The organism is Mycobacterium sp. TY815, from assembly GCF_030755135.1.
Taxonomy (GTDB): domain Bacteria; phylum Actinomycetota; class Actinomycetes; order Mycobacteriales; family Mycobacteriaceae; genus Mycobacterium.
The window spans coordinates 156,563-176,954 of record NZ_JAUFRX010000004.1; the positions used below are offsets into that span (position 1 = coordinate 156,563).

The window sequence follows — 20,392 nt, forward strand, 5'->3', positions numbered from 1 at the left end:
AAAACTACCCCAGTAGTTCAGTTAACAGGCAACAGCTACGAGGTCGACCCGACGCTGGTCGGCCGCAAGGTCGAGCTGGTGTTCGACCCGTTCGACCTCACCCGCAACGAGGTGCGTCTGGCCGGCGCGCCGATGGGCCTGGCCATTCCGCACCACATCGGGCGTCACACCCATCCCAAGGCCAAACCCGAAACCCCCTCGGCGCCAACGCAACCCTCCGGCATCGACTACGCGCGGCTGATCGAGATCACGCATCAAGCCGAGCTGGCCCACGGCGTGAACCACGCCGCCCTCACGGGGCTAGCGACCAAATCCCCGGACAGCTCGACCTGCTCACCGGCCAGGAGGTGGCACCCCAATGATGGACAAGCTGATCTCCTACTACGGCTTGTCTCGGATGCCGTTCGGCCGCGACCTGGCCCCGTCCATGCTGCACCGCCACAGCGCGCACAGCGAAGCAGTCACCCGTATCGGCTGGTGTCGCCGACCGCCGCATCGGAGTGATTACCGGCGAGGTGGGCGCCGGCAAGCCCGTGGGTGTGCGCCGCCCTCGCCCGCCTGGACCATAGCCGCCACACCGTCATCTACCTGCCCGATCCCACCGTCGGGGTGCGCGGCATCCACCACCGCATCGTGGCCTCGCTGGGTGGGCAACCGTTGACCCACCACGCCACCCTGGCCCCCCAAGCCGCCGACGCGCTGGCCGCTGAACAGGCCGAACGGGGACGCACACCCGTCGTAGTCGTCGAGGAGGCCCACCTCCTTGGCCACGACCAATTGGAAGCGTTGCGCTTGACCAACCATGAGCTCGACTCCTTGAGCCCGTTCGCACGCCTGCTCGTCGGCCAGCCCACGCTACGGCGACGAACGAAACTCGGCGTGCTCGCCGCGCTCGACCAGCGCCTCGGGCTGCGCTACACGATGCCGCCCACGAGCGATACAGAAACCGCCAACTACCTGCGCCACCACCTCAAGCTGGACGGACGCGAGGACACCCTGCTCTCCGACGACGCGGCCGCGCTGGTCCACCAGACCAGCCGCGGCTATCCCCGCGCGGTCAACAACCTCGCCCTGCAAACCCTCCTCGTAGCATTCGCCGCCGACAAAGCCATAGTCGACGAATCCTCCACTCGCACCGCCGTTGCCGAAGTCACGGCAGACTGAACACCACCCCGACACCCCGAACACCACCGACCCCGCCGGACACCTCTCGGCGGGGTCATTTCATACCCACACGTCCTCACCGTCAGTGCCGCCGTCATGCTCATCCAGAGTGCCGGTCAACACCCGGCCCGAGCAGGCCATCCGAGGATTCCGCGGCTACACCAACGAGACAGGGGCAGCCAATTCAAGTCACGGAAGTTCGTCCACGCACTGTCGCACAACGGGTTACACAGACCGATGGGCCGCGTCGGCGCATGCGCAGACAGCGCCGCCATGGAGTCGTTCTTCGCACTTCTACAACGCAACATGCTCGACCGAAAACTCTGGTCCACCCGAGCCGAACTACGCCTGGCGATAGTGGCGTGATCGAGCGGACCTCCCACCGACGCCGCCGGCAACGCGCACTCGGCAAGCTCACCCCGATTGAGTTCGAACTGCTCCACACAACAGTCGCAACCGCGGCCTAGAACGCACCCACGAGTCAATTGAACTCGGGGCAGTCCCTTCAGGCCGATAAGTTTCTATGCGGGGCGATCTGCCCCGAACCGGCCGGGAATCACATCGCGTTCAATGAGCTAACCACCGCGCGCAATGCCCGCCGCCGTGATCTACGTCGAGGTATACGCGACCGCACCAGCCCAATGATGATCGCGTCACCGGCGCCTAGCGAGTTAGTGAGCGCCAGCACATGGTTGGGGCCGGGTCAGGCGAGGGCGCTTCCGGCCTGCCATTGCGCCCAGGGCACACTCCAGTCGCCGTTGTTCTGCAACGACAGTGACGGGCCCCCGGTGTTGCGGATCTCGACGATGTCGCCTGGCTGGGAAAACCCGAAGAACCATTTGGCGTTGTCGCCGTTGAGGTTTAGACAGCCGTGGGAAGTATCGGTGTTGCCTTGGGCCCACACGGTGCTGTCGAGTTGGTGAAGATAGATCCCGTCGGGGCTGATGCGGGTGGCGTAGTTGATGGTCTCGCGGTAGCCGAGGTGGGAATTGACGGGCAAGCCATAGGTGGACGAATCCATCACGACCGGATTGGACTTATCCATCACCGTGTACACGCCGGGTGGGGTCCAAAACGTCAGGGTCTGCCCGGCGACGGTTTGCGTGCCACCCATGCCCATCGAGGTGGGCATGGTGCGCACCAGAACACCATTGTCGTACACATTGACCTGTTTGGTGTTGTCGTCGGCGATAGACACATGCGCGTCCCCGATGGTGAACGAAGTCTGCTGGTCCTGTTGGCCGTACAGTCCGCCACCCAGCGGCGCGCCATAGATGTTGGCCGCCACTCTGATTTTCGTGCCCGCCGCGTAGTAATGCTCCGGGCGCCAATGGGCGTTCTGGTCATCAACCCAATACCAGGAGCCCTCCACGGCCGGAGCCGTCGTCACAATCAGTCGGCGCTGCGCGGCCGTGCGATCGATGATGGGTTCATCGAAGTGGGCGACAATGACCGTGCCCACCCCGTAGGTGCCGCCGTCGCGCAACACCGCACCCGACGTGGTGGTCAGCGACACCGAGGCCTGATTCTTAGGTGTGAGCGTGGTGAACCGGGACATCTGTGACGCGGGAGTTCCCGTCGGCCCGCGACTGACCACGGTGATGGTGTAGCTGCGGCCATACCCCAGCGGCACGCTGGGCTTCCACACTAGGTGGTCGGGGCTCATGGCACCCGGGATCGGCTTGTCTTGGTCGTTTACCATCTGCACGTCGGTCAGGGCGCCGTTGGCCGCGCTCACCGTGACTGCGCCCAGCGGGTCAACGTTCACGGCGTTGGGGCCTGGGGTGACGGTGACGGTCGCAGGCGTTTCACGGCGGGGGGCCGACTGTGTGGCAAGCGCACCATTGCGGTCATCGCTTCGCCCGATCACCACCGCGGCCACCACGGCCATCACCGTCACACTGATCACAGCGACCGCGATGCGGCTCATACGAGTTTGTCGATCAAGAGACACGAGACGCCTTCCGTTCTTCCAGATTCGTTGTCATCGGCGCCGCGCGGGCTACAGCCACGTACGGCATCAGAAGCTACAAGCCCACGTCAATCGTGAACGTTGAAGCTCAGGTGGTCGAAGCTGCGGAATGGGGCGACCACTGCCCCTTACCGCAGGGCTCCATGGGTCCGGACCCATACCCGTTCAGGGTATAGCATGTTGCCGGCTCTCTCGATCTTCAGCACCAATGGCTCAGACCAATACACGAGACATCGGTCAGTTCCTTTCCGCATTGACGCCTGTCAGCCAAGAACCGACCCACTATACGGACGGTTGGGCACGATACGGGCTTGCGGCAGTCGGATAGACGGAGACGCCATGAACAACTCGTGGTGTGACTGCACCCGCCCAATGACTGGCACCATACCAATACCCGTACAGGTATTCAAGCGGTCGGTAAGATGACACCCAGATACCCCCTGGGGTAGTATCTGGGATGTCTACTGGAGATGGGAATTCAATGTTCGGCGACGAAGACACCATCACCGCGGTGCTCAACCGATTGCGGCGCACGCAGGGTCAACTCGCCAGGGTGATAGCCATAATCGAGCAAGGCCCCGACCGCAAAGAAATGATCACCCAGCTCGCGGCGGTCTCCCGCACCCTTGACCGGGCTGGGTTCATGATCGTGGCATCCGGTCTGCTGGACTGCATTAACGAGAGCAGCTCAGGCGAGCCACCGCGGCCGACCGAGACCCAGTTGGAAAGCTTCTTCGCCCTGTCTCGCTCGCGGCCTCAATCGGTGATGCGGACAGATAGCCAAGAGTCCAGGCCCGCTGTTGGGCGCTGCGCCGCAACCGACTTGCCAGTCGCGGCGTCGGGCAGACGAACTGACAAGGAGAACTGTCATGCAAGACCAGGCGTTGACGGCGCCCGGCATGTTCGGGATGCCCAAGCCGCAGGGATGGACGATCGAGCGGATCGTGAGCCTCGTAGCCGGGACTGTAGTGCTCGCAACGCAGATCGCGCAGACCGCGCGATCTGAGCATTCGGGGCTTCTGCGCCTCCTCGCGGGATGGGTCGGCGCGAACTTGTTGCTCAACGCGGCAGTGGGCTGGTGTCCACTGAGTGTGCTGCTGCATCGCGCAGGGATTCCGACGGCCGCCGAGACCTAGGCTACTACTACATACTGTAATAGTAGCCTAGGTCTCGCGTTTACTCAGAACCTCGACTCCACCGACGGTCGGGCTCCAATGTGGGCAGGACACCTGGCCACAGGCCACAGCTACCGTACGCCGACACCACCGTCGAACGCGCCCGCACCCACATCCAAGGCCAAGCTGGACGCTACCGCGCACCACCCTGATCGTCGTCGATGACGCCGACCACCTGCACCCCGACCACCTGCAGTGGATCGCCGAAAACGCCGGCGTCACCAACACCAAACTGCTCCGGATCACCGCCCGCCGGCCCACACCCCGACCACCGCCGCAGATCACCTACTGCCCTGGCGCACCGCCTCTGCACCCCCGACCACCCCCACCGACGCCATCGAACTCACCACCACCACCACCCCACCGCGCCAGCATCGGATCATCCCGAGTACCAGACCGCCCACCAACTTCTGCACCGCCGCGACCACCTCCTAGCGCACTCGACGAAATCGCCGATCTCGCAGCACAACTCGACGCCCTCACGACGACCCGCTCCCGCCACCGCAGCCACGACCCAAGTTATGGACTCGACATCTAGAACAACCAAGGATCAGGGATTCACTTCGAGCGGTGGCTGACGCGCCCAACCGAGGGGCCCATTCGGCCCGCCGAACAGAGCGGCCATCCACCTCAGCGCCTTCTCAGCGCCATACGCTCCTGGTCCTATCACACTTGTTGCTAAAGCGGTGACTGAGAGAGATCCCGACTCGTGCAGAGGGCAGGGCGATATGCAAGGCGAATACGGTGCTTTCATCGGGTTTTCCTAATCGGCCTGCGTGAAGGCTTAGAGGTAACGCTCATCATTGCCCGGGGCTAGGGAATTCACACCAGCCGCCAGGTGGTCCGACACTGTGATCACTGGCCAGAACGTTTGCGGCACGGTCGCAGGTGTCGGCTCCGGTCGAAAAGTGAGCAGGTAGTTCCGGTCGAAAAGTGAGCACCCTTCTGATTGGAGAGTGATCACTGTGGAGGATTGGGCGGAGATTCGCCGGCTGTATCGGTCGGAGAACCTGTCGCAGGCTGCGATTGCGCGGAGGTTGTCGTTGTCGCGGAATACCGTGGCCAAGGCAATCAACGCCGAGTCGCCACCACGCTATGAACGAGCTCCCTCGGCGACGTCGGCCTGGGCGCAGATTGAGGTAGCGGTGCGAGCGCTACTGGGCCAGTATCCGACGATGCCGGCCACGGTGCTGGCGCAGCGCGTCGGTTGGACCGGCGGGCGTTCCTGGTTCGCCGAGAACGTGGCGCGGATCCGCCCGGAGTACGCACCGGCCGATCCGTGTGACCGGCTGGCGCATCTGCCCGGTGAGCAGGTGCAGTGCGATCTGTGGATCCCTGGCCGGCTCGTGCCCGATCACGCCGGGGTGTTGCGGTCGTTTCCGGTGTTGGTGATGGTCGCAGCCTATTCGCGGTTCATCGCCGCAATGATGATCCCGTCGCGTGTCACCGGAGATCTACTGGCAGGGATGTGGCAACTGCTTCAATGTATCGGCGCGGTTCCTCGAACACTGTTGTGGGACAACGAGTCCGGTATCGGTCAGCGCGGTCGACTGGCCGAGGGGGTCGCCGGGTTCTGCGGCGTGCTGGGCACCCGGCTGATCCAGACCCGACCCTATGACCCCGAATCCAAGGGCCTGGTCGAACGGGCCAACGGTTACCTGCAGACCTCGTTCCTGCCAGCGCGGACCTTCACCGACGCGGCCGATTTCAACACCCAGTTGTGGGCGTGGCTGGCCACCATCGCCAACCGCCGCACCCACGCCACCACCGGTTTGATCCCCGCCGAGGCGCTGGGCGCCGATCGGGCAGCGATGACCGCGCTGCCGCCGATGGCTCCGGTCATCGGGACGACGGTCACAACCCGGTTAGGGCGCGACTACTACGTCAGCTGCAGCGGCAACGCCTACTCGGTGCACCCAGAGGTGATCGGACGGATGATCACGGTCACCACCGGGTTGGATCGGATCACCGCTCACTGCGGTGACCGGATGGTCGCTGACCATCAACGACTCTGGGGCACCGCCGGACTGGTCACCGATACCCAGCATCTGGCCGCGGCGGCGGTATTGCGCGAGCAGTTCCGCACCCGCCCTGCCGCAGGCGCGCATCTGCAGGTCGAGGTAGAAGTCGCCGATCTGAGCGCCTACGACGCGCGGTTCGGGACCGGGGAGGTCGCCTGATGGCCGCCACGAAACGCAGCCCAGTGCCCGGTGAAGTCGACAAGCTAATCGCCCACCAAGCCCGACTATTGAAGGCCCCCCGGATCACCGCGCACTACCAGCGGCTGGCCGAGCAGGGCCGCCAAGCGGGCTGGTCATTGGAGGACTACCTCGGCGCCGTCTTGGCCGTGGAGTCCAACGCCCGCGCCGAATCTGGTGCCCGCCAACGTATTCGCTACGCCGGATTCCCGGCAATCAAGACGATCACCGACTTCGACTTCACCGCCCAACCCGCCGTCGACCGCGCCCAAATCGCCCGACTGGAAGCCGGCGGCTGGCTAGCCGAAGCCCGCAACATCGTCCTGCTCGGCCCGCCCGGCACCGGCAAGACCCACCTGGCCACCGCACTAGCCATCGCTGCAGCCCACGCCGGACACCGCGTCTCCTTCGCCCCAGCCACCGGCTGGATCACCCGCCTGGCCGAAGCCCACCGCATCGGACGCCTCGAGGCCGAACTGCGCAAGATCAGCCGCTACGGCCTCATCGTCATCGACGAAGTCGGCTACATCCCGTTCGACACCGAAGCGGCCAACCTGTTCTTCCAACTGGTCTCCACCCGATACGAGAAGAACTCGATCATCTTGACCTCCAACCTGCCGTTCTCGCGCTGGGGACAAGTCTTCGGCGAAGCCACGATCGCCTCAGCAATGATCGACCGGATCGTCCACCACGCCGACGTCATCGCCCTCAAAGGCTCCAGCTACCGCATCAAACACACCGCGATCGAGTCACTGCCCTCCGTCGAAGCCGATCGTCAGGCAGACTCAACACCGTAAACCTGCTCACTTTTCAACCGGAGCAGGCTGCTCAGGATTCAACCGGAGCCGACACGCAGGTGCGCCCGACATCGAATGGACAAGAGATCGGCAACTACTCTTGCTCGTCGTCCACGGCGGCGCCGACGTGGAAAGTTTGTACCAATGGTGGAGCCGATTCGGGAACGCATCTCAGCGGCTGTTTGCCCGCTAAGGTACCACAGTAAGCTGCAATGGTAATGCCCGACGGACCGTGGCAACGGATTGCATCAACGCACCACCCGTCCGTAGAGAAGACGCCAAAATCGCCGCACTCCAAAGTCATCCCCGCACAGCCCCGGCACCCCGCGCCGAGCATCCACCGCACTCACAACCGCGTGCCGTCCAATCGCGCGCCAGATCGCAGCCCGTCCCGACCTGCACCGCTCCGACCCCGCCCCGCAGCCGCAGAAACCGCGCAACTCGCCGATTCGGTGTGCCGGTCACGGGCAGCAGGCCACGGGCAGCAGGATGCGGCATGCGCCCTAAGATGACTGCACCCACCCGCCGCCAGGGGGCAGTGAGACGCATTAGTAACAAGCGCAATCGAACACCGTCGGGGAACAGAAACGCCCAACCGGCCACTCTTGCTGCCGCGGGCGATAAGGGTACCCCGTATGGGTACATGCCATACTGTACGGCTGCGGCCCGCTACGCACTTCAGGCGGTACCACGCGCCTGCGCACCTGACCCGTTTCCGCGAACCGCGCTAGGGCAGAAACATCGACCTCGACCGATATCGCAGACACACCCGCCTCACGACGGCCTGTGCTCTGTGGCTGTTTTCGCACATCAGCGGACCAACGGTCCCCCGCAAACCAGTTCTCAGCGTGCCCCTAAAGGGGTTTGCAGCGACTGACCCGGCGTCGGAATCCCGGGTGGCCGGACCCGCAACAAAGTGTCTTGCGGGTTGCCGCAAGATTAAGATTTTGACCCCTGCCCCAGTGACTTTAGTCCCTACCCCCTAAGGGTATTTCTGTGGCAGAATCACTCGGCATGACGCAAACAAATGAGTCCAGCGAGCCGCCGGCTACGGCGGCACAGCCTTCCGTCGCCGATCGCCCCAGTCAACCCAGCCGGGTAGATCGAATCTGGTCCGTCGTAGCAATCACGGCCGGAGTCGTCTTCATCGTGACTGTGATCTTTTTTTGGGGTTTCTTCTTGGGCCGCGCTACCGACGGCCCCAGCGGTGGGCAGCGAGCCTCCAGCGGCTCGGGCGACAGCAGCTGTCCGATGATGGGATCGGGCGGGGGCATGCGGCCCGGCACGATGCATCCCGGAAGCTCCATGGAGCCTCATGAATCGGGAACGCCGACACCACAGCCCACACCGCATCATCCATAACTTCAGAACGCCTACGGGGTAACCGGTTGGTCTCCCGCCAACTCCTCCGCCAGTCCTCAGCAAAGGGGTTAGTGAAATGAAAACGAAACGTCGTCAGCAAATCGCGTTTGCGGTGGCCGCCGTCGGTGCCACAGCGGGGCTGATGATCCTGGTGCTTCCGCTTGTTCCCCAGGTCGGTGCCAACCTCGACAATGCTGCAGTGGCCGAGATGGGTATGGCACCCCAAATGCCCGTCCCCCATGTGATGCGTTATGGCGCGATCGCTTACTCCCCAAGCACCGGCGCATGGGGCACCTCGCGCGGCTACCAGGTCAAGCTTCAAGCCGAACGAGTCGCTCTGGACCAGTGCGGTGAAAATGATTGCAGAGTCATCATCAGCTTCAACCTCTGCGGCGCCGTCGCCTCTGATGGCTCGAGATACCAAGGTGGAACAGGACTCTCACGTCAAGCGGCAGAACAAGACGCGTTGAACAGGCTGGGCGGCGGGAAGGTAGTCAACTCGGTGTGCAACTGAGTTGCCGACACATTCTCGATCAAATCGCTCACAAGCCGGACACTTAGGCTTGCGCCGCGTGCGCCCGGGAGAAATACGAGACTCGGCCCACTTCTCGGCCGGCTCCACCCATCCTCGGCGCGGCGGGTATGCCAGAGCCGCCAGCCATATCAGCGGTGAAGGCGTCCGCTCGCCAACAAACACGTGACTGCGGACCAAATGTGTTGCATTCTCCCAACGTTGGCGATCGCGATCGGAGCCAGCGGAGCGACTCATCCGATAGCTACGTTCGACCGTGCACCCTCAACCGCCGACCACGCATACAACCAGACCGAACGACTCGTCATACCGCTTTGCGGTCGGGCGCCTGAGCGTTCGTGGACAAACGCGCCACAGGCGCGTGACTGTGAAACCAGGCATCCGACGCTAATCCGAAAACAATGGTGAGCTGACTTGGGAATCTGCACGTCGACATGGCCGTGCGGGTGACGGCGGGACCAGTGTGCGCCGTGGGGTCAGGCCGCTGAAGTAAGGGTAACGGTGTAGCCGAGTGCTTCGAGTTGGCGGATGTGGTTACGTTTCTGTGTATCCGAGTTGATATGGCGGGTGAAGTGATCGGCACCGAGATCGGTGAAGCGGGTGTCTCTTTGTTGGCGAGAAGGTGCCATACGATGACCAGGATGGAGCGTGCGACAGCGACGATCGCGCGTTTCTTGCCGCGCCGTCTGGGTATGCGCCGGTACCGCTCGCCCAGGAAGCTGTCGTACCTCGGCGATGATTACCGCGGCAGCGACCGGCCCGACACCGGGTATCTCATTCAGGCGCGCTGCCGCCGCCGCGGAAGGGGCCAGATACGCCTCGATCTGTTCATCGACGGCGGCGATGTCGGCATCGATGCCGTCGATGCGGTCGAGCATCCGCGACAAGAGGAACCGGTGGTGGCTATCGAAGTGGCCGTTGAACGCCTCGTCCAGCCGGCCGATCTTGGTCCGCGTGCCCGAGCGCGCCATCTGCGCCAGCACATGCGGGTCGCGTTCGCCAGCGATCAACGCGGCCATCATCGCCCGCCCGGGCACCCCGAAGATGTCGCAGGCGTCCTCGAGTAGCTTTTCGACCCGGGTCTTCGCGGTACGCACCCCGACCAAGTCGACGCGGTAGCGACTCAGATCCCGCAAGCGGCGGGTCGGCCACGGCGGCACGAAGCTTGGCCGCAGCATCTGCCGTTGGGCGACTTTGCACAACCACACCGCATCCAGCACATCGGTCTTCGGCCGGCCCGGCAGATGTTTGACGTCGCGGACATTGACCAGCCACGGAGCCAGCCCGTGCGCCTCCAACAGGTAGGACACCGGTTTCCGACAGTCACTGGTCGCTTGCACCACCACCCGCTCGATCCGCAACTCGACCTCGACCAGATGGTTGGCCAGTTCGGTCAACGACTGGTCATCGTCGAATGTGTCGACACCTCCCGGAGTCGACTCGCTCCGGGGCCCGCAACCCGCACACAAGACACCAACTCGGCCTTGCCGATATCCAGGGCAGCGACTCTCTAGCAATGACCTGTTCCTCGTCATGGGACTCGGCCAACATCGTTCGCGTCAACTCCTCTCCCGCTCGCATCAACAGGGCGTGGTCGCCTGTGGGGCCGCACAAAAGAAGCACTGAATCGAATCCGCGTGCTCGACCGAAACGTCAACGGCAGCAACAATGAAGGGCCCAGAACGCGACTCCAGCGCCCGGCTAGAACACGGCGTCGAAGAACCATAGAGCCACGGCGTCGCAAGGCGACCACCACAACATTTCAGCCCAGGAACGGGCGACCCACCAGGGTCAGTCTCGCTAGAACGGAAAACGCGTTGAAGCCCTTCTTGCGTTCCGATGACTTCCCCCGATGAAGACGCGGCCCGTACCCTAGCCCGGTTGCCCCACGCAGACAACACAACTGCTTGACCAATGTACCCCGTGGGGGTACATTTAGCCGCTATGGAGAGATGTAATTCCGCCGCAGATCCCACAGCTGCTTCTCGTTAACTCAGCACAACAACGTGCCGCCGCGTAGCTGAACGTCTGTTGGCCTCGCTTGACTTGTTAGGGGCGACCAGCCGCGACGAAAGCGGCCAACGGTCACGGCGATATGCCCGAGGCAACCAGGACTGCAGGTGCAATCTGCTGGGCGGGAATTGTCTTTGATATGCGAATCATCGTCGCTCCTGTTCCTGGGCGAGTCATGACCGAATTAAGCGGCGCAACGACGTCGCAGCGCCTGAAAACCGGCGCACGCAAGAAATATAGGCGGACGGCCTACCGGGCGAACGTCTTCATGGCAGAAAGACACAGGGCATGTCCACCAGAATCAACACGCATGTCGGCGCGCTCGTCACCGCCCTCGCGGTCATCACCGGCACCGCCATTCTGCGTGGCGGCGCAGCAGCGGCCGACCCAAACCAGGATGACCAATTTCTCGCTCTTCTCGAAAGCAAGGAGATCCCTGCTGTCGCTAATGCGCCGAGGGTCATCAACGCGGCTCATAAGGTTTGTCTCAAATTGGACGGCGGTACGCCAGTGGACGAAATCGTCGACGCGCTACGCAATGACGCATACAACATGGACCCTACACTGCGCCGTTTTCCCCCGGCGCGAGTCACCACTACCATGACCCGATTCATCACTGCAGCCGTGGAGGTCTACTGCCCGTACGACCGTGGCGCAATAGCTCCCGTAGTGTCCGGCGCGGCGTCGGGACCGCATCAATCGATGTATCGCGTCGGCGGCTATGAGCGCCATTCGGTCAATTCGGGCACTAATTCACTGACGCGGCGCGCAACGCCGTGCGTCGAGGCTGCCGCGCGGCCGGATACCCCGGGCGACCACGTGGTCGGCTTGACGCCTGAAATCTCCCGGCCGGCTTGGACATACCACGCCGAGAGGAGGTCGGTACATGACACAGTGCCGGCCTGGGCCGTCGGTGGCTTACCGGCGGGTGATCCCCACCTCCCGAACCCGCCACAGATTCCGATTCCGACTCCCCCGCCTCCCACAGCACATATCGTCACGCCGCTTCCGCAAGTCGAGGCGCCGGCGCCCCCAAGGCGTTCCCCGCCCCCACCGCAAGCGCCGCCACCACCGCCGCAAGAGCCACCACCACCGCCGCAAGAGCCACCGCCACCGCCGCAAGAGCCACCACCGCCGCCACAGGAGCCACCACCTCCCCTTCAGCAGACGCCGACACCGGTTCCTCATGAGCCCCCGCCCCCACCACAAGTAGTTGAGCCACCTGAAGCTGGTCAGCAGGGTGGTGGTGGCGGCGGCGCTGGAGGGGGAGGCAGCGGCGGCGGTGGCGCTGGAGGAGGAGGCAGCGGCGGTGGCGCTGGAGCGGGCAGCGGGTCTGGTGGTGGCAGCGGTTCGTCGAAGCCTTCACCGGCTCCCCCCGGTCCACCCGGCCTAATAAGGCTCGCACCGTGAAACGGCCTGACGCCATTGACCGAACAGATTCACACTGTCGATACAGCCCGAATAACAGACGCGCGACGGGGCGTCCTGACACACCTGTGATACCAACGCCACGCACACCCAGCACCGCACACCCCGGTGATTCGCTGAGGCAGGTTGGGATACAACCGCCAAACATCGAGTTTCGCAAGCAATTTGACAACGCCTACCGTCTGCGCGGTCGCGCACAGCGACGGAACTTGCGTTCTCGCTTGGTCGCGACGGTGCCAAACCCAAGGCTGGTCGAGATGGCTGATTCGCGGCCCCCGGCGAGCAAGTCTTGCTTTTGGGGACTTTCGTCCCTACCCCCATGGGGTATATGATGGAACAATTTCCTGTGTGCCGCAGACATGAGGGTCACTCCCCAGAGTGAACAAGAAAGGAATCAAATTAATGACACCCAAGAGAGGTCATCGAATCGCGCTGGCGGTCGCGGGCGTCGGTGCCACAGCCGGGCTGATGGCTATAGCGCTTCCGCTGGTTCCGCAGGTAAGCGCCAATCTGGACAAAGCCGCGATGTCCGAGATGGGCATGCGGCCGGAAATGCCCGTGCCGCACGTGATGCGCTACGGCGCGATCGCCTATGCCCCGAGCGGCGCTTGGGGTACAGCGCAGGGTTACCTTACTAAGGCGCGAGCGGAACAGGTCGCGGTCGACCGCTGCAACGACAACGACTGCCGCGTCGTCATCAGCTTCAATCTGTGTGGCGCGGTCGCTTCCGACGGTGTGAATTACCGTGGTGGAACGGGCTTTTCGCGTGCAGCGGCCGAGGCCGATGCTTTGAACAGGCTCGGCGGTGGGACGGTCGCGAGCTGGGTATGCAATTGAGCGCATTGAGGACTGAGCTCCGAGGTTCCGCGGGGTAAAGCGTCGCGCGTCCGGGCGCCAAGCTGTTGAGCTCCATACTGTACAGGGATACCGTATATAGAGCTATGTGTCGTTCGGCGGTACTGTACCCGGGTGGGGGTAGTTGAGAGGTCTGTCACGAAGGCTCGGGTGGCGGCGTCGCGTTCGGGTTCGCGGATCTGCGATTTGAGATGTGGTAGAACGCGATGACTGTGTAGGGCAGGCGCCTGCGGAACTTGATGACCGTCGTGGCTGCCATGGGGGCGGCAATCGGCGGCCCCGCTTCGGCGGTTGCTGCGGATCCAGGGGACCCTTACAGCGGGCTCAGTTGCTCGTGCCCTTCCCAGGATTCGCGGCATCGTTTTGATGTTCCCGAGGTTACTGAAGGAATCAAGGAAGGGCTTGCCAGCCGGCGGGCACCCCAGCCAGAAGCCAATCGCCGGCTCGCCGGACGGGCAACGCCGTTCCGCCAGACCCGAATAGCTGGCCTCACAAGCCAAGTCCGGCGCGCAAAACGCTGATCGCTTCACCTACGCGACCGCGCGGCGACGGCGGCGTCAGATTGACGGTTGCGTCCGATGAACGGATTTTCCCTTTGAGTTAGCTGTACCTGCAACGCCGTGCATAGCTTTCTCGACGGCGTTGTGCCGGCGAGGCTTACTCGACTTGAGCAGTCGCTATCCTCGCGAGCCCCGGCGGGCGCGGCGGCCGCTGCACCTGGGCCGGTCGATCTGCAACGTTGAGGTCGGTGAGAATGCCTGCAGCAGCTTCGGTGGTCACCAGGGGTCACTGCATCCGACTCGCGGGCGAGCGCAGTGATGACGCCAGCTCATGGCGGTGCGTCGCCTTGAGGGTAAGTTGCGGGTGCCGTGTGAACAGCGAGCGAGCGATTTCCGCGACAACGCAACACGTGTGCGATTGCGAGGCCGCCGCATGCCACGGCCGCCGGGATCAGTGCATGGTCGCCGATCCGGCCGCCGAGGATCACGCCGCCGGCGGCGCCACCGATGAATAGCAGGACGGTCGAAGTCAGTAGCGCCGCTTTCCAATTGTCCATTCCGTGGCGGTAACTGCGCGCCACAAGCAGGCCGAGGTCAGTGATCGTGCCGGTGAAGTGAGTGGTGCGGAGGGGCATCCCCGGGAAACTGGAAGTCATTCCGTTCTGCAATCCGCACGCCGCGGCGGCCAGTGGCGCTCTGATCAACGGATGTTCAATACCGGCGGCCGCCAACAGAAGAGCTGCTTCGCCCAGTAGCACCGCGGCGTGGCGCGGACCGGTAGGGCTTTGCGTGGGAGCAACCAGGGCACCGGCTCCCAGAACGCCGAGCAGAAATCCGGCGACGATCGCCGCGATCATGCCACCGGGATGCAGCAGTGGATTGGTAGTGTGCTGGCCGATTTTGGTGGTCAGCGCCGTGAGGTTGCCTACCGGATATACCCAGACGAGGAGGGCCACCGAGTTGACCCAACCGGCGACCGCGGCCAGCAGTCCGCTGTAGAGGAGCAGGATTACGCGCGGGTCCCGTGTCTGTGGTCGTTTGATAGGCGGCATCAAGCTCCCCTTCTCTGTGGTCGTTGCGGCTCGTTGGTCAGCGTCGAAGGTCCAACAGCAGATCGATGGGGCTGCGGTGTCAACGGCCAGGATTGCGTCGTACCGTCTGTCCTTCGGACTTGAGGGACAACAACAGAACTGCCGCAGCCTAGCGCGACATCGATGTAATCTCCGCTGACACCGGCCACCACCTCCCGGGTGAAGACGTGCACACCGAGAATGCTCACTGCCTTGACAGGGTTGGATCGCGTATGGTCGTGCACCGCGTCCACGACCGCACAACCTGATCGGTCGAGTCAGCGATGATTGCGGGCTCACGCGGCTGGGCTGCGAGGAGCAAATCGTGGCCGCGGCAGAAATCGTCGCTATAGATGGTGTCGAAGTAGCGTAGCGGACCATCGGGAAAGATGGCGGCTATGGTTGTACCGGGACGGTGGGCGCGAGCAGCCCAGCCGGCGACCAACGCCACCGCACCGACACTCCATCCTCCGCTGATGTAGTACGTGCTTGCCAGCGTGCGACATGCCCACACGGCTTCGGCTGGGGCGACCCAATGCGCCTCGGCGAACGCGGCGTAGTCGACGTTGCCGGGATAGATGCTCGACCCTAGACCGCGCATCAGTCGCATGGCGGCGGCCGGCTGCCCGAAAATTGTCGAGCCGATGGTGTCAACTCCGATCAGCTTCAGGTCGGGGTTAGCTTCGCGCAGCACACGCGCCACACCCGCCGAGTGGCCTCCGGTGCCCACCGAACACACCAGAACATCAACGCTTCCAACCTGATTCAGCAGTTCCAGCGCCAGCAACTGGTAGCTGGCTACATTGTCAGGATTGTTGTATTGATCGGGATTCCAGGCACGCGGATCTGCGGCCAGCAGTTGCGCGACGCGGGCTTTGCGGGCCTGCTGCCATCCCCCGCGCGGATGTGGCTCGGGGACGATCTCGATGCGCACCCCGTACGCGGCCAGCATCTGTTGGACGATGGGCTCCATGCCGGGATCAGTAACCAAAGTTACGGGGTGGCCGTATATCTGCCCGGCCAATGCCAGCCCCAACCCGAGCGTGCCACTGGTGGATTCGACAATCTGTGCGTTCGGTTGCAGTTCGCCGCGAGCCCGAGCGCATTGAACCATGTGCAAGGCGGGGCGATCTTTCATTCCGCCGGGATTGGCGCCCTCAAGCTTGGCCCAAAACCCGCGGCCCCCATCCGCGATTGCGTCGGAGATCCACAGCACCGGGGTATTGCCCACTAGGCTAGCGGCCTCGCGATGCCTACCAGCTGAACAGGCGCAGGCAGCCGCAGTACCAAGATGCCCTGCGATGTCCTGATCAATTACGTCACAATTGCGGTGCAGCTCGGCAGTTTCAGTGAGCGTATTGCGACGCTCAGAGTGCGCTAGGGGCAAAGAGTCCTTCATTGATCGTCGCTTTCGCAGATGCGCCGCAGAACTGCGACATCGAACATCGGTCAGCGAGCACCGGCCGTGCGCATGACACCACGACCTGACGCTGATCGGTCAGCGACGAATCAGGCAGAACCGCGTCACGAGATCTCGACCGGTGAGGGCGGGGGGTGCTGCGTTGGGTGGGCTCCGCCCCGACATCGCGGCGTCACCGGACAATCCCGCGACATACGCGACCATTGCTGCGGCCACGCCGAATTCCACCAAGATGGTTGGGGTTCGCGGCAACACCGCGGACGCCGAGACGTCATGACAGGCGGTCAACGCCCCGCTGACAAGATGGGGGTGATCGACATTGATCGCGAACTCCGCACCCACGCTGGATAACAGCGCATGGGAGTGGTGGGGGTGGCTGTTCTCCGAATGCAGCAGTGCCGAGTGCCCCATCAGCAGAAGCAAGAGGGCGGCTGTGGCGGCCGCGGTCATCGACCGCCGCGTCGGCGGCAAGGCGCGTCGAGACGCACCCGTCCGTTCTCGCACACACCTCATACCCCTAGAGGGTAGGCGTCGGATGTTGTCCCAGCAACCAGGCGCGGCAAGGTTTCGCCGATTCATCGGTCATTGCACCCCGGTTTGCGTGAGTCGGCGCCCGTGTCGGCGCTGCAGGCCTACGCAACCGTGGTTCTGGCGGCCCTTGGTGGTGGCCATCTTTCGTTACACCAGGTTTGACCAGCGAGGCACCATTGGTGGGCGCTCCAGGAACCGGGGATCGGGGACAATTCCGGCCGCGCCGCGCTCTCCTGCAGCCGCCAACGGGAGTCCCCCTAACATGCTGCTCGGGACGCCGGAGTCGGCGGCCGGAGCGGCGCCGAGGCTGGTGCCAGTCAGCGCAGCAGCCGCCTTGGCCGGCACGGTGGCTGTCCAACTCTGCGGTACCGACAACGACCCGACCAACCCGGCCCGCCCCATACCCGCCGATACCGTCGTGCCGGCGCCGCCGAAGCCTGCCAGACCGGCCAAACCTGATCCGAGCGGCCCGGTGGCCAACCCTTCGGCAACGGCTGGCGCGAGGGCGCTGGTGGCCGCCGGCAGCAGGCCCTTGAGCTTCTCCCCGGTCGACAGGCCGGCGCTGGCGATCCACGCGGTCGAGCTGGTCACCGACAGCATCGGGCTCATCGAACTCAACGTCGAGGAAAGCGAACCCGACGACAGGGGTGAAGCCAGTCCCTGCAGCACGGTGGGTACGGACGACGTCAGCTGCGTGAGGACGGCTTGGGTGTCGGTTGCGGCCGAACCACCCGCGGCCTGGGCGACAGCGGCACCCTGCGCAGCCAACCCGCTCGGATTGACGACCTGCTGGGGCGGCGCGAAAGGCGTTAACGTCGACGCGGCCGCTGACGAAGCTGCGTATCCATACATCGCCGTAGCGTCTTGAGCCCACATCTGCGCGTACTGGGCCTCGGTGGCCGCGATCGCAGGCGTGTTCTGACCGAAGATGTTGGTCGCGATCAGGGTCATCAGCAAGCTGCGGTTGACCGCGATCACCGGTGGCGGCACGGTCTGCGCGAACGCCGCCTCATATGCGGCGGCTGCGGCGCGGGCCTGGTCGGCCGCCTGCTCTGCTGCGGTTGCGGTCGTGGTCATCCACATCACATAAGGCGCAGCTGCCGACGCCATCCAGGTCGCCGCCGGCCCATACCAGGACAAGGCCGTCAACCGAGCTACTACCCCGGCGTAAGCTGTTGCCGCCGAACTCATTTCAACGGCCAGCTCATCCCAGCCGGTCGCGGCCGTCAGCATCGGTCCGGAACCGGGACCCGAATACATCCGTGCCGAATTGACCTCCGGCGGAAGTGCCCCGAAATCCATTCGCGTACTCCTTCAGCTATACCGCGTGTTAGCCGGTCGCGGCCGCGTTGGCGGCCTCGGTGGCGGCATAGGATCCAGCGCTAGTCGCCAAGGCGGCAACGAACTGGTCGTGAATCGCTGTGGCCTGGGCGGCCACTGCTTGGTACAGCTGGGCGTGCGCGGCGAACTGGGCCGCGGTCAACGACGACACTTCGTCAGCGGCGGCCGGCACCACTGCGGCCGTCGGGACCGCGACCGCCACCGTTCGGGCATCCATCGCCGCGCCGATCGTCTGCAGATCGCCGGCCGCCGACGCCAGTGATTCCGGATGCGTTGTCACAAACGACATGCTTTGCTCTCCTTGAAAAATGCGTCTCCGCTACCGACATGGGTTTCCGTGACAAGGCCGCAGATGGACCGTGTAGGCGCCTGTGAAAGATGGGCGGTGCCGGCGGCGATCGTGTCCCGGCGGTCGGGGACCTTCAACATCCCTATGGGCAGCGACCGTCGTCGGCGAGCCTCGGCTACCGCTCGGCCTCGGTGGGAAGGCGCGCGGCGCCGTGTCTTCCTCGGCGGCAAGCAGCTCAGCAACCCGGGCACCGCAGAGCATTCGGAAGTCATCAAGCAGTGAATAAGTCGCATGAGTCGGCTTACGTCAGCGGCGCGACTAGCGCGCGGAAATGGACAGGACAGACGTCTCCGGCCGTGTGCAGCAGAGCACGAGGGCCTGACGCTGACCAGTCAGCGGCGAGCTACGCGGATCCGAGTCAGAAGATCTTGACCGGACAGGACGGCAACGGGTGGGTGCGGAGGGCTCCGTCCGGCCGGTGCCACAAGCTGTGTTTGCCAGCCCATACCCGCCAGCGTCGCTAGGCCCGCGCTAAGGACGACCAGCGCTGTCATCACCGCCGCAGGTATCGCATCAATTGCGAACACCTTCGACCCTTTACAGATGGGCCGCTCCTGCGCAAGCTGCGACTGATCAGCGCTGGCATGAACCGCGAGAGGAAGCGAGGCCACTGGCTGTCGTGGCGCCGACGGAGACGGCGAGGCAGCGGCGCGCACTGGCACGCAGTGACCAATGATGGCCAGTGCCGCGACTGCGGCCGCCACGACGACGGCAAAGCGCAACCGTGGCGCTCTGCCCAATCCGACACGTCGGTCATCCGACGACAATCGGATCCTCCTCATACCCTCCGAGGGTACACCATGCGGCTGGATCACGACAGGTTCCCGCTGCGAAGGTGACGCGTCTTTCAGCTCCTCGGCTAAGTTCCCGGCTGACTGCACCTCGCAGCCCCGCAACGGGATCGGGCTTCCTTCGCCGCGCCGACGGTCCCTGCTCCTTGTCAAGACGTGAGCAGAGCAGGGCACTACCTCCGCCGGTTAATGACGATGATCACCATTGGTGATGCACCTTAAGCCTGTCGATGCACCAGACGATGTTCGACGGCCTTGTCGGACCTCCTCGCACCCCTTGCCACACGCCCGGCTCGTCCGTACCCTCAAGGGGTATGGGGTACGTAGCGGCGCGGGCGGACGTGATGTCCCAGCATGGCCGCCCGGCGTCGGCGCGTCACGGGTCCCGTTGCTACGCTGTTAGTACTGTGAGCGGATCGAAGGCATGCCCGCGGCCGTGGTGGCAATTCACCGCGGCACTGGCTGCTGCGGTGACCGCGATCGCGGTGTGGGTCCTTGTTCTCGGACACGCCGAGGTGCGGCATGAGCCTGCCGCACCCCATCCCGCCCATGTTCTGGTGAGTTCGTTGGGTGGCGAATTCACCATCAATAGCAATCACGCGCACCTAGAAAATCCCTCGGTTTCTCATCACGAGGCGTTCATGACCGCCGTGTTGCCTAACGCGCCTGTCGCCACCGTGGCGGCTCTGAGCGTGGTGGTGGCGACGGTGGGCGCAGTGGGCTTGTTCGGGTGGCAGAGGATAGCGGGCGGTCGTGGTCCGCCGCGTGGGCCCGCCGCTCCTTTAACCGGTCGAGAACTCTTGACGCGGTTGTGCTCTTCTCGTCGCTGACTGGGTAGCGCCAGGTCGTCTGTGCATCTCACGACGGCCGGTGGCCGATCCCTTTGTCGATGGC

General features: G+C 64.1%; 17 protein-coding genes and 5 pseudogenes. 11 read left to right on the plus strand and 11 right to left on the minus strand.

Annotated features, from left to right (window positions below):
* Positions 1–6: 6 nt before the first annotated feature.
* From QXK92_RS30695 to QXK92_RS30705, 3 pseudogenes are all read left to right on the plus strand, one after another.
* Positions 7–362 (plus strand): annotated as a pseudogene (locus tag QXK92_RS30695) (transposase); the annotation flags it as partial.
* A pseudogene (locus tag QXK92_RS30700) lies at positions 359–1,164 on the plus strand (ExeA family protein). The pseudogenes QXK92_RS30695 and QXK92_RS30700, both read left to right, overlap by 4 nt.
* Positions 1,165–1,332: 168 nt before the next feature.
* A pseudogene (locus QXK92_RS30705) lies at positions 1,333–1,631 on the plus strand (IS3 family transposase); the annotation flags it as partial.
* A 236-nt stretch (positions 1,632–1,867) separates the two neighbouring features.
* On the opposite strand, the gene QXK92_RS30710 reads toward QXK92_RS30705, so the two are convergent.
* The gene (locus tag QXK92_RS30710) at positions 1,868–3,094 is read right to left on the minus strand and encodes an Ig-like domain-containing protein (RefSeq protein WP_306248228.1); all 1,227 of its coding nucleotides are present in this window, start codon (positions 3,092–3,094) and stop codon (positions 1,868–1,870) included.
* A gap of 523 nt (positions 3,095–3,617) precedes the next feature.
* Here QXK92_RS30710 and QXK92_RS30715 point away from each other — a divergent pair.
* Both QXK92_RS30715 and QXK92_RS30720 read left to right on the plus strand, forming a co-directional pair.
* Positions 3,618–3,872: pseudogene (locus tag QXK92_RS30715) on the plus strand (metal-sensitive transcriptional regulator); the annotation flags it as partial.
* 133 nt (positions 3,873–4,005) lie between these two features.
* Positions 4,006–4,272: a DUF2892 domain-containing protein gene (locus QXK92_RS30720; RefSeq protein ID WP_240744041.1), complete on the plus strand. Its 267-nt coding sequence runs from the start codon at positions 4,006–4,008 to the stop codon at positions 4,270–4,272.
* Between the two features lie 172 nt (positions 4,273–4,444).
* Here QXK92_RS30720 and QXK92_RS30725 read toward each other — a convergent pair whose 3' ends face one another.
* Together QXK92_RS30725 and QXK92_RS30730 are read right to left on the minus strand one after the other, a co-directional pair.
* Complete coding sequence (locus QXK92_RS30725) at positions 4,445–4,624, minus strand: hypothetical protein (RefSeq protein ID WP_065133692.1); 180 nt, start codon at positions 4,622–4,624, stop codon at positions 4,445–4,447.
* On the minus strand, positions 4,593–4,727 hold the full coding sequence (locus QXK92_RS30730) for a hypothetical protein (RefSeq protein ID WP_306248230.1): 135 nt from the start codon (positions 4,725–4,727) through the stop codon (positions 4,593–4,595). Before QXK92_RS30730 ends, QXK92_RS30725 begins: the two co-directional genes overlap by 32 nt.
* A gap of 549 nt (positions 4,728–5,276) precedes the next feature.
* On the opposite strand from QXK92_RS30730, the gene istA reads away from it, so the two are divergent.
* The 3 genes from istA (at position 5,277) to QXK92_RS30745 (ending at position 9,182) form a co-directional block, all read left to right on the plus strand.
* Complete coding sequence (gene istA / locus QXK92_RS30735; RefSeq protein ID WP_306248376.1) at positions 5,277–6,491, plus strand: IS21 family transposase; 1,215 nt, start codon at positions 5,277–5,279, stop codon at positions 6,489–6,491.
* The gene (gene istB, locus QXK92_RS30740) at positions 6,491–7,306 is read left to right on the plus strand and encodes an IS21-like element helper ATPase IstB (protein WP_306248232.1); all 816 of its coding nucleotides are present in this window, start codon (positions 6,491–6,493) and stop codon (positions 7,304–7,306) included. Before istA ends, istB begins: the two co-directional genes overlap by 1 nt.
* A gap of 1,438 nt (positions 7,307–8,744) precedes the next feature.
* Positions 8,745–9,182 (plus strand): DUF4189 domain-containing protein, encoded by a 438-nt coding sequence (locus QXK92_RS30745; RefSeq protein ID WP_055577520.1) that lies wholly within the window; start codon positions 8,745–8,747, stop codon positions 9,180–9,182.
* A 494-nt stretch (positions 9,183–9,676) separates the two neighbouring features.
* Here QXK92_RS30745 and QXK92_RS30750 read toward each other — a convergent pair whose 3' ends face one another.
* The gene (locus QXK92_RS30750) at positions 9,677–10,597 is read right to left on the minus strand and encodes a transposase (RefSeq protein ID WP_306248235.1); all 921 of its coding nucleotides are present in this window, start codon (positions 10,595–10,597) and stop codon (positions 9,677–9,679) included.
* 865 nt (positions 10,598–11,462) lie between these two features.
* A complete protein-coding gene (locus QXK92_RS30755; protein ID WP_055577519.1) occupies positions 11,463–11,690 on the minus strand; it encodes a hypothetical protein in 228 nt (75 codons plus the stop codon).
* Here QXK92_RS30755 and QXK92_RS30760 point away from each other — a divergent pair.
* A pseudogene (locus QXK92_RS30760) lies at positions 11,646–11,795 on the plus strand (DUF732 domain-containing protein); the annotation flags it as partial. The gene QXK92_RS30755 and the pseudogene QXK92_RS30760 sit on opposite strands and share 45 nt — an antisense overlap.
* A 415-nt stretch (positions 11,796–12,210) precedes the next feature.
* Here QXK92_RS30760 and QXK92_RS30765 read toward each other — a convergent pair.
* The gene (locus tag QXK92_RS30765) at positions 12,211–12,363 is read right to left on the minus strand and encodes a hypothetical protein (RefSeq protein ID WP_306238056.1); all 153 of its coding nucleotides are present in this window, start codon (positions 12,361–12,363) and stop codon (positions 12,211–12,213) included.
* Between the two features lie 63 nt (positions 12,364–12,426).
* On the opposite strand from QXK92_RS30765, the gene QXK92_RS30770 reads away from it, so the two are divergent.
* The gene (locus QXK92_RS30770) at positions 12,427–12,606 is read left to right on the plus strand and encodes a hypothetical protein (RefSeq protein WP_306238054.1); all 180 of its coding nucleotides are present in this window, start codon (positions 12,427–12,429) and stop codon (positions 12,604–12,606) included.
* 413 nt (positions 12,607–13,019) lie between these two features.
* Positions 13,020–13,478 (plus strand): DUF4189 domain-containing protein, encoded by a 459-nt coding sequence (locus QXK92_RS30775; RefSeq protein WP_240744042.1) that lies wholly within the window; start codon positions 13,020–13,022, stop codon positions 13,476–13,478.
* An 847-nt stretch (positions 13,479–14,325) separates the two neighbouring features.
* Here QXK92_RS30775 and QXK92_RS30780 read toward each other — a convergent pair.
* The 5 genes from QXK92_RS30780 to QXK92_RS30800 all read right to left on the minus strand — a co-directional run bounded on the left by QXK92_RS30780 (position 14,326) and on the right by QXK92_RS30800 (position 18,647).
* On the minus strand, positions 14,326–15,048 hold the full coding sequence (locus QXK92_RS30780; RefSeq protein WP_055581894.1) for a YoaK family protein: 723 nt from the start codon (positions 15,046–15,048) through the stop codon (positions 14,326–14,328).
* A 223-nt stretch (positions 15,049–15,271) separates the two neighbouring features.
* Positions 15,272–16,465 carry a PLP-dependent cysteine synthase family protein gene (locus QXK92_RS30785; RefSeq protein ID WP_306248237.1) on the minus strand — a complete coding sequence of 398 codons (1,194 nt, stop codon included), beginning with the start codon at positions 16,463–16,465 and terminating at the stop codon, positions 15,272–15,274.
* Between the two features lie 99 nt (positions 16,466–16,564).
* Entirely contained in the window at positions 16,565–16,936 is a 372-nt protein-coding gene (locus tag QXK92_RS30790) for a hypothetical protein (RefSeq protein WP_306248240.1), read from the minus strand.
* A gap of 228 nt (positions 16,937–17,164) precedes the next feature.
* Positions 17,165–18,319 carry a PPE family protein gene (locus QXK92_RS30795; protein WP_055581892.1) on the minus strand — a complete coding sequence of 385 codons (1,155 nt, stop codon included), beginning with the start codon at positions 18,317–18,319 and terminating at the stop codon, positions 17,165–17,167.
* A gap of 28 nt (positions 18,320–18,347) precedes the next feature.
* Positions 18,348–18,647 (minus strand): PE family protein, encoded by a 300-nt coding sequence (locus tag QXK92_RS30800; RefSeq protein ID WP_055581891.1) that lies wholly within the window; start codon positions 18,645–18,647, stop codon positions 18,348–18,350.
* Positions 18,648–20,392 lie beyond the last annotated feature (1,745 nt).